The organism is Psychrobacter raelei (assembly GCF_022631235.3).
GTDB classification, from domain to species: Bacteria; Pseudomonadota; Gammaproteobacteria; order Pseudomonadales; family Moraxellaceae; genus Psychrobacter; species Psychrobacter raelei.
The window spans coordinates 1,322,451-1,332,044 of sequence record NZ_CP093310.2 but is presented as its reverse complement, the minus strand read 5'-3'; the positions used below and the strand labels follow the sequence as shown (position 1 = coordinate 1,332,044).

Sequence of the window (9,594 nt, the reverse complement as noted above, 5' to 3'; positions counted from 1 at the left end):
ATTAAAATAGGGTGGTGTTTCAAAAAGTATGCTGAAACAAAGCAGGTTGAATTTTGATAAAATAGAGAAATGCGAATAACTCTAGAAATCAAATGTCCAACCTGCCTCAGTGACAGTATAAAGAAAAATGGCATCAAAGTAGATGGGAAACAAAACTATCAGTGCAAAGACTGTAAACGTCAGTTTATTGGTGACCATGCTCTGAGCTATCTAGGATGTCATTCAGGCATTACTCGAAAAATATTACAGTTGATGGTCAGAGGTAGTGGTATACGAGATATCGCTGAAGTTGAGCGAATCAGTATCGGTAAAGTTTTACGTACTTTAACCGAATCGACCTACCAAATTCAGCCTAAACAAAGTCATTATGAGTCTCTTGAAGTTGATGAGTTTTGGACTTTTGTGGGAAATAAAAATAATAAACAATGGCTTATTTACGCCTACCATCGAGAAACAGGTGAGATTGTTGCTTATGTTTGGGGTAAAAGAGACTTAGCTACAGTTCAACGATTGAAGGCAAAGCTTAAACAATTAGGTATTCACTACACCCGAATTGCAAGTGATCATTGGGACAGTTTCATAACTGCTTTTAAAAACTGCAAGCAAAGTATTGGTAAATTTTTTACTGTAGGTATTGAAGGTAATAATTGCAAAATAAGGCATCGAATTAGGCGCGGTTTTAGAAGGAGTTGTAATTTTTCAAAAAAGATTGAAAACCATTTTAAAGCTTTCGACTTAACCTTTTTTTACATCAATAATGGCTTCATTTAATGTCAGCATACTTTTTGAAACACCACCTAAAATAGTTTTATTAAGAGGATAATTTCAAGTTATAACCAGCTGCTCCTTTACTATCGGTATGACTCTCTAAATGTACAGTAGCCTCTGGATTGGCCTGCATATACTCCGCAAGTGGTTGTATTTTTTGTTGATATTTTCCTTTTATCTGAGCACTATCAAAATCAAATAGCACATCAAGATTTATCGGTTTCTGAGTCTCCATTACAGGTGTGGTCACTGGATGAGTTGTAATGGTTTGAGTGGGTGGTTGCATACAGTTATCAGTGACAACTCGGCTGATTTGATGCGTTTGCTCAATAGAGCCTTTAAGTAACTCTATGGCTTCAGAGGTATTAACCGCTCTAATTACTGGCGTAACCCCTTTTTCTACATGACTGACTTGATAATAATAAGTGCGCTTAGGCTGTAGACTTACAATGAGGCTTTGATTCGCCAAGTGATTGTTCTTTTGGTCTGTAAGCTCAGCACTTAACACATTTTGGCCAGTACAAACCTTAATCTGTGAGTAGTGCCCCGCCTGTAACGACGTTTGAAAATAATTCTCTATACCAACAACGACACTGTCTTCAAAATCTATAGCGCCAGCGGCATCTATTGAGGTGGCTTCGGACACACCTGTAGGCGTGCGAAATATAACAATACGACTCTCATTAGCGGCTAATGCACTATCATCAGGAGTCGTAAATACTTGACCCGTTTTAGTCCAGCGAGCCGTGTCGACTTGACGAACGCCATCCGTCGTTGACACAGGTGTACTTGCTATACTTCCTATAGGGTTATCCGCTGAAGCCATAAAAGCTGTAGATTGGCAGCCTGTTGCTAACATTGTGATTAATACGCTTGGTATTAGTAGGGTTTTAAATATCATAAATATTATTGTCCTTATTAGTAATATCTGTCTAGGCTGCTAGAGTGTTAAACTCACCTTACCGTCTAATAATATAATACAGGTTATATGTCAAAGTTCAATTAACCATTAACAACTCTATGGTTTTATTTAAAAAATTAATACAAATCAATAATATAGATAATGTTAAAAAAAATTTACGAGAAGAAATATTGCTAACAATAAGAAATAACAGCTTCAAAATTAGTAATGTTTATTTACACCATACAAGTAGTGTATTGCAATAAATATTTGATGAAAAAACACGTGTATACTTTAAACTTTACTTAAACATCAATAGTGACAACCCCTAAGACTCTTACTACCAAATGCAGGTCAGTTAATCTTAGTGACAATAAAAAAATTTTTAGTAATCATTACTCATACTCTCATCGTTAATTCTTATGGCTTAACTCTTATACGCTTACTCTTTGACACACTCTTTGTATCGAGGGTCTTAACGCTATCTTAACGACCCGATCATTACCATACAGGCATGTTTTTTCCTACAAGAAGCCTGCATATGGTGAATCAAACCTCTTCCTCAGTCGATACTGCTCCCTTATCACAGCCCACGAACTTTGCCTCAAGCCAGCAAGGCAGTGTAGACAAGCGTTCATATTTGAAGTTGTTTTCTCAAAGGCCTATGAATGCCAATATATTGGTATTCATAGTGGCACTTTATTTGACACTGACGGCAAACTTTAGTTTCTTTAATCAGCTTACCGCTATTTATCCGGTGGCTCATAGCTGGCCCTTTGTAATGTCAGTGGGTGGATTGCTGTTTTGTGTAATTTGGTTGGTACTGCAATTAGTAAGTCACAAATACCTGCACAAACCTATGCTGATATTGGCGTTAATGATTGGTGCAATTTGTGCGTATTTCACTGACAGTTACGGGACTATCTTTGATACTCACATGCTTATAAATGGGCTTGAGACCGATCAAGCAGAAGCTATGGATTTATTCGCGCCAGCATTCTTAATGCGGGTAGTAGTACTTGGTGTTATCCCCGCCTTACTTGTCTCACAGCTGCGCATTAAAACGGTGCCGTTAAAGTTTGCAGCCTTACAAAAAATAGGGGCGATTATCGCCACTTTAGCTTTGATGGCCGCTTGTCTATTGCCCTTTGGTGACCAGTACGCCAGCTTTTTTCGTCAGCATAAACAGGTACGTTTTTATGCCAACCCCGTGATGCCTATTTATTCTTCTATTAAACTGGGCACAGATAAATTTGATGAAATGCGCCGTCCAAAGACCCTTACTGCCCACGCGACTGATGCCAAACACATTGCCCCAGCCTCTACCAAGCCTAAGCTTATGGTACTGGTGGTGGGAGAAACCGTGCGTGCCGATCATATTGGTCTAAATGGATATGCACGTAATACTATGCCGCTGCTGTCAAACACCAAAGACATCTATAGCTTCAAAGACGTCAGCTCTTGTGGCACCTCTACTGCTTATTCTGTGCCTTGTATGTTCAGCTATCTGGGTCGAGATAAGTTCGATGTGGATATGGCAAGCTATAATGAAAATGTGCTAGACACCTTGCATAAACAAGGGGTAAATGTGATATGGCGTGACAATAATTCAAGCTCTAAAGGGGTGGCCGATCGCGTCACTTTTGAGGATTACAAAACTCAGGCAACCAATCTAGAGTGTGATGTTGAATGCCGAGACATTGGCATGTTAAAAGATTTTGATAAATTGGTAATGGGCTCAAAAAACAGCCCACCAAAAGACACCTTAGTGGTACTGCATCAAATGGGCAACCACGGTCCGGCTTATTACAAACGCTATCCTAAAGCGTTTGAGGTATTTAAACCGACCTGTTTAAGCAATGAGCTCTCAAAATGTGACACTCAGTCAGTGATTAATGCCTATGACAATGCCATTGTGTATACTGATTATTTTTTGCACAATATTATTGACACCTTAAAGCCTTATGAACAAGCGTATGATGTGGTTATGGTGTATCTTAGCGATCATGGCGAAAGCTTAGGCGAGAACAATATATACTTACATGGCCTGCCTTATAAAATAGCGCCAAAAGCACAAAAGCAAGTACCCGTTATTGTGTGGTCACCGGCCTCAAACCATATGGATAGTCAAGCCATTGCTTCGCAGCTAACTGCTCCGGCCTCACAAGATTATTTAGCACCTAGCTTATTGCAGTACTTTAATATCAGCACCCAAGAGGCAGACCATAAACCTACTTTTTTTCAGGCTCAGCGCTAAACACTTAGCTTCCTTTAGCTTCTTATTGTTAGCTTTATAAGCTGAAACTTAGTGCCATGCGCTGGCCTGCCAGCATTGATACAAGTGAACTAAAACACATGCACAAAATACTCATCATCGAAGATAATCCAGATATTGTGGCCAACGTCTATGCCTTTTTTGAACCCAAAGGTTATCAGCTCGATAACGCTCATAATGGTCCAAGCGGCTTAACGCTGGCCGCTGAAAACACTTATGATGTTATCTTGCTCGATGTGATGCTGCCAGGCATGGATGGCACACAGCTGTGTAAAGCACTAAGAGAAAAACTGCACAATAAAACCCCCGTGTTAATGCTCACAGCGCGCGATACCTTATCAGATAAAGTGGCCGGATTTGACAGTGGTGCCGATGATTATCTGGTCAAGCCCTTCTCTTTGGTAGAGCTTGAGGTCAGAGTCAGAGCGCTTATCCGCCGTCATCAAGATGAGTTTTTTGAGCAAGATATTAAACTGGGTCCTTTGACTCTAAATATTGAAAAGCACACCGCTTATCGAGACGATATCCCACTTAAACTGACCCCGACTGGCTTTAAAATTCTACAAACCTTAATGCAGTCTTATCCCAATATAGTGAGTAAGTCGGAGCTTGAAGAAAAGGTCTGGGGTGAAGATCTGCCCAATAGTGATGCGTTACGTACCCATTTGCATAGCGTGCGTACTCAAGTCGACAAACCCTTTGATCACGCCATGCTGATCACCGTGCCTGGTGTGGGTTATCAAATGATTAGTCCTGAAGATAAGCGCGCCTTATAAGCGTCCTGTAACACTATACTTTATGTTTTTACTGGCAGATGCTTTATGTTTAATACCGATACAATCGCCAATAAGTTTCGCTTATCCTACCTACTCTTCACCATCTTGCTGTGTGCCACTTTTATTGCCATATTTGAGGTTGCAGAAGATAAGATTGAAGCGCTGTTGGTGCAAAGCTATCTGTTACAGCAGCTACAGTTGACCACCGAGGTGGCTGAAGCCAGCTTACAATCCACCCCAGTCACTCCAGGTCTTGGGGTAAGTATCTATCCGTTAAGCTCAGCACCACAAGCCCTTAAAGCTCAAGCTACTTCCGACATACAAAAAAAAAGTGTGGTCACGAAAAAGGGGCAAGAAGCAGATTTGTATTTTTTTAACTATCATTATGAGGGACATGATTATCTTTTAAGCTACCTAGATACAGGGGCTACGCCTCAGCAGTTGCCTGCCCGCTACGGTGATAGTGATCAATATCCAGTACTGGCACTTTTTGAAGAGCTAGAAGCCATATTTTTGCGAGCCTTGGTTGGGGTGATTTTACTGAGTATTCTGATGGCTTTTATCTTCTCTTATCTGTCATCTAAAGCCATTATCAAACCACTTCTTGACCTAAAAGATGCGGTAGAAGCCGATCAGCATAACTTTGATGAGCTCACTGACCTGCCTTCAGAGGTTGGGGTATTGGCACGTGCCATTGATGACAAAAATAACAAACTTGAGCAGTATCTCAAGCGTGAGCAGCTATTTACCGGCGACGTCAGTCACGAATTAAGAACCCCCTTAACCATAATTATGGGGGCATCAGAGGTATTACAGGCGCAGTTATCAGATCACCCTAAAGCCTTAGAATTCACTCAGCGTATTAACACTACAGCCAAAGAGACGTCAGAGATAATCAGCGCTTTATTGCTTTTGTCACGTGCCCCTGAGAAGCTTGACGCACCTAAGATCTGCATCAATCACATTGCCCAAAGTGAGGTGACACGCTTAAGTTATCTACTTCAATACAAGCGCGTGACTTGCCGTATAGAAGCGGCTGAAGACTACCACACCTTTGTGCGGCCAGAGCTGCTTAAAATGGCTTTGGGTAACTTAATCAAAAATGCGTTTCAATACACAGACTCAGGCGAGGTGGTTATTGTCATTGATGAGCAGAGCATCTCAGTGTCAGATACCGGACTGGGCATTCCGGATCATATGATGCCGCTGTTATATAAGCGCTTCGAGCGAATTGAGCCCAAAGAACTTAAAGTTGAAGGCTCAGGTCTTGGACTTAGTATTGTGCAGCGTATTATGAGTCACCTAGGTTGGCGCTTAACACATAGTAGCAATAAGGCAGGCGGTAGTACTTTTACCATACATTATGGCCAAGCACGCTAAGCCTTTGATTTTTAATATAAATAAGGATGTAATTTTAAAACCGCTTACGCTCGAGGTTATCTTAACGCTTTCTTAACCCTCTCCTACTTATAATGGAGTCATGATAAAAGATGGCCGCTTTGGTTATTTTTTGCCAGGTTTAGCCGATTTTTTTAATTTATCACTAAGATTTTATTATGACCGATTACCCACATCTTGCTAAGTCTGTATATCCCATGGCCAAGCCAAAGGGGGCAGACATAAAGCCAAACTTAGACAATGACGCTCAGGCGCCTCTATTAACAACACCAATAACAACACCAAGTTTTGCGTATCAATTAAAGGGTAAAAAAGGATGGTCCCGAGTGCTGAAAGCCGGCGGTTATTCTTTAGACGGATTTAGGGCGGCCTATCGTACTGAGGCGGCATTTCGTCAGCTGTTTTGGTTGAATCTGATATTGGTTGTGGCAGTGATTGCCCTACCCTTTGCGTTGACCATCAAGATGATTTTGGTGTTTGCCTCATTTTTGTCACTTATCGTTGAGCTGATTAATACCGGTCTTGAAGCCAGTGTTGACCACACCTCTACGGCTCAGCACCCGCTGGCTAAGATTGCTAAGGATGTGGGTTCGGCGGCGCAATTTTTGGTGCTGCTATTGCTTTTTTGCTTATGGATGATGGCACTGTCTAGCCTATCGCTGCTTTAACGATCTTCTATCTTAAAGGAGGTGGCAAGTGCACCCTCATAGTCATATTAACTCAAGCTTTATTACTCATCCCCCTCAGCGCCAAAGCCTATCTCGTTGGCTGCTATTAATGGGGTCGGCCATCGCCTCTGCTTTAATCTTTGAACACAGCTGGCTTGATGTCACTATCAGCAAGCTTTTCTATGGCCACAACCAGTGGCTTATTGCCAAAGATGCCCAGCCCTTTAGATTTATTTTTTATGACGCTCCAAAGACAGTGCTTATCTTAATGGCTGTGTACCTAGTGCTCAATTTACTGATAATCTCTGTCACAAAACCGTCTTTAGGCATTAGTCAATCTGCTATAGCCGCACCAAGTCGTTATGGCCGCTGGGTGCTGCCCTTGAGTAAACATGAGCTTGGGTACCTAATAATAGCGGTATTGATGGTACCGGCCACTATCGGCAGCCTAAAAGCGCTCACCCATGTCAGCTGCCCAAGCCACTTACTGCTCTTTGATGGCGACTTGCCTTATTTAACCATTTGGCAGGACATGCTGGCCAAAACCCCAGCCAAATGCTTCCCTGCAGCTCATGCCAGCGCCGGATTTGCCCTGTATGCTTTTGCTTATTTACCAAGATATTATCGCTTAAAAATGAGGATGTTAATCATGGTGACTTTGCTGGGCTGGATTATGGGGCTATATAAAATGATGATCGGCGATCACTTCTTTAGCCACACTCTGGTGTCCATGTGGCTATCTTGGGGGATTTGTTATGGCATCGCCATGCTGTTTTTTCATACACAGCGCCGTCAGTTTCAATTCAAGACGCCTGCGGCTACCCATAACTCTGCTCATTTAGGTAACTGTCATACAGAGCCTTAACATCCACAGCTTGCATTTAGACACAGCACATTATAAGCACAGCAAAAAGGGCTTAGCACTTAAATAACTTAAGCGCTAAGCCCTTTTTTAGGCCGCCTTGCTAAGCTTTAGCTTGGGGTTACCACCGGCTGGGCAGTTGTATTGGTTTTGGTGATGGTAATGCCGCTAAAGCCAAAGATGATGGTCAAGAAAAAAGACAAATAACAGAAGAAGGCATAGGGCAAATACTCAATGACAGAGACGCCTAAAGCTTGGCTAATAAACACCCCGCACACACTCCAAGGCACCAAAGGATTAATCACTGTACCGGCATCTTCAATGGTACGTGATAGGTTTTTTGGGTGTAAATTTAATCTTTCAAACACAGGTCGAAACGCTGTGCCTGACAACAGTAAGCTTAAATACTGCTCACCGATAAGTACGTTGATACTCAAGGCAGACATCGCTGCTGCTGCAATGGCTCGGCCTGAGGTGGTCAAGCTGTCTTTAATGCCTGTTAATAAGGCAGGCAAGATACCCAGTGCAGTTAATAGACCCCCTAAGCTTAATGCTAAAATCACAATAGTCTGAGTAAAGAACATGCTGTTTACCCCGCCACGCGATAACATGCCGCCTACCTCACCAAGATCTAAAGATTCTGCTGGATGATAGCCACTAAAGAAATACCCTCCCAAATCTGCCAAGCTCGGTGAGCTGTGCACATAGGTTATGATTAGTGCGACAACGATGGTGCAGATAATGGTATAAATGGCATTGATACGGCACAACGCCATTACCACCAGTACCACAAAGGGCAATACCGAATAGCCATGGACCAAGCCGCTGTCTACCAACTGTGTTTGAAGCGCTCGTACCTGACTTAAGTCTGATGTGGTGGTGTCTCCTGATAACAGCCAAAATAGCCCAAAGGTGAGTATCCAAGCTGGCACTGTGGTGTACGTCATATTGCGAATATGTTCAAACAAATCTATGCCCACAATGGATGAGGCAATAGTACAGGTATCGGATAAGGGCGACATTTTATCGCCAAAAAACGCGCCTGATACCACAGCACCAGCGGCGATTGCCACGTTCGCATCAAAGGCATGACTCATACCAATAAACGCTACCCCCAGCGTGGCTACTGTGGTTAAGCTACTGCCCAAGGCCACGCCAATAATGGAGGTCAGCACAAAGGCTGAAATATAATAAAACTGCGGAGAAATCAGCTCAAAACCAAAGTACATTAAGGTAGGTATCGCCCCTGACATCATTAAAGCCGATACCATCAGACCAATAAAGAAAAACAAATAAATAGCGCCAATACCGCGCAGCACGCCTACCGCCATTTGTGACTGCATCTCATCAAAACTCAGCCCTTTAATCAGGCCTATTGCCAACAACACACAGATGGCAAGTATCAAAGACAAATGTGGCACCCAGCCAAAGCCAATCATGGTCACGCCCATGATGGCAATGATGATGGTTGAGAGCACGAAGGCAAGTTTGGGAGAGATTTGAGTAAGTATTTGTGGAGGCATTAACATATCCTTATGTTGCCATGAAGGTGATAAATTTCATTGTTGATTTTAAATTGACTCAGTAAAAGACGACCAAGTTAAGGCTGATACAGCACATCAGTTTTGGCAGCCATCACAAAATCATTATGATGCAGACCTTTGATACTATGTGACCACCAGCTCACAGTGACCTTGCCCCACTCGACAAATAACCCTGGGTGATGACCTTCTGCCTCACTGATGTCCGCCACTTGATTGGCAAACGCCATGGCTTTGACAAAGTTTTTAAATTTGTACACTCGGTGTAGCTGTTTGATGCCCTCAATTTCGACTATTGACCACTCAGGGACTTGAGTTAACAGCTCTTTGGCCTCGAGGTCGGTTACTGTGGGCGCGCCGATACGGCAAACTTCACAGCTGGCTTGAGATAATTGGGTCATGGTT

General features: G+C 42.6%; 9 protein-coding genes. 6 read left to right on the top strand and 3 right to left on the bottom strand.

Annotation, left to right across the window (positions count from 1 at the left end; translation table 11 throughout):
* The first annotated feature begins 69 nt into the window (after positions 1 to 69).
* Entirely contained in the window at positions 70 to 771 is a 702-nt protein-coding gene (locus MN210_RS05770; protein WP_015586042.1) for an IS1-like element ISPa14 family transposase, read from the top strand.
* 40 nt (positions 772 to 811) lie between these two features.
* On the opposite strand, the gene MN210_RS05765 is transcribed toward MN210_RS05770, so the two are convergent.
* Complete coding sequence (locus tag MN210_RS05765) at positions 812 to 1,669, bottom strand: OmpA family protein (protein WP_338412722.1); 858 nt, start codon at positions 1,667 to 1,669, stop codon at positions 812 to 814.
* Positions 1,670 to 2,210: 541 nt separating this feature from the next.
* Here MN210_RS05765 and MN210_RS05760 point away from each other — a divergent pair.
* The 5 genes from MN210_RS05760 to MN210_RS05740 all read left to right on the top strand — a co-directional run bounded on the left by MN210_RS05760 (position 2,211) and on the right by MN210_RS05740 (position 7,651).
* Positions 2,211 to 3,926, top strand: coding sequence for a phosphoethanolamine transferase (locus tag MN210_RS05760; protein ID WP_338412721.1), 1,716 nt, complete (start codon positions 2,211 to 2,213; stop codon positions 3,924 to 3,926).
* 98 nt (positions 3,927 to 4,024) lie between these two features.
* The gene (locus tag MN210_RS05755; protein ID WP_155587772.1) at positions 4,025 to 4,720 is read left to right on the top strand and encodes a response regulator transcription factor; all 696 of its coding nucleotides are present in this window, start codon (positions 4,025 to 4,027) and stop codon (positions 4,718 to 4,720) included.
* Positions 4,721 to 4,765: 45 nt separating this feature from the next.
* Positions 4,766 to 6,100, top strand: a complete 1,335-nt coding sequence (locus tag MN210_RS05750) for a sensor histidine kinase (RefSeq protein ID WP_110816492.1) — start codon at positions 4,766 to 4,768, stop codon at positions 6,098 to 6,100.
* Positions 6,101 to 6,315: 215 nt separating this feature from the next.
* Entirely contained in the window at positions 6,316 to 6,786 is a 471-nt protein-coding gene (locus MN210_RS05745) for a diacylglycerol kinase (RefSeq protein WP_338412827.1), read from the top strand.
* Positions 6,787 to 6,814: 28 nt separating this feature from the next.
* Positions 6,815 to 7,651, top strand: a complete 837-nt coding sequence (locus MN210_RS05740; RefSeq protein ID WP_338412720.1) for a PAP2 family lipid A phosphatase — start codon at positions 6,815 to 6,817, stop codon at positions 7,649 to 7,651.
* A gap of 107 nt (positions 7,652 to 7,758) precedes the next feature.
* On the opposite strand, the gene nhaC is transcribed toward MN210_RS05740, so the two are convergent.
* A complete protein-coding gene (gene nhaC, locus MN210_RS05735) occupies positions 7,759 to 9,171 on the bottom strand; it encodes a Na+/H+ antiporter NhaC (RefSeq protein ID WP_011960309.1) in 1,413 nt (470 codons plus the stop codon).
* A gap of 77 nt (positions 9,172 to 9,248) precedes the next feature.
* The gene (locus MN210_RS05730; RefSeq protein WP_011960308.1) at positions 9,249 to 9,590 is read right to left on the bottom strand and encodes a 4a-hydroxytetrahydrobiopterin dehydratase; all 342 of its coding nucleotides are present in this window, start codon (positions 9,588 to 9,590) and stop codon (positions 9,249 to 9,251) included.
* Positions 9,591 to 9,594: the final 4 nt, after the last annotated feature.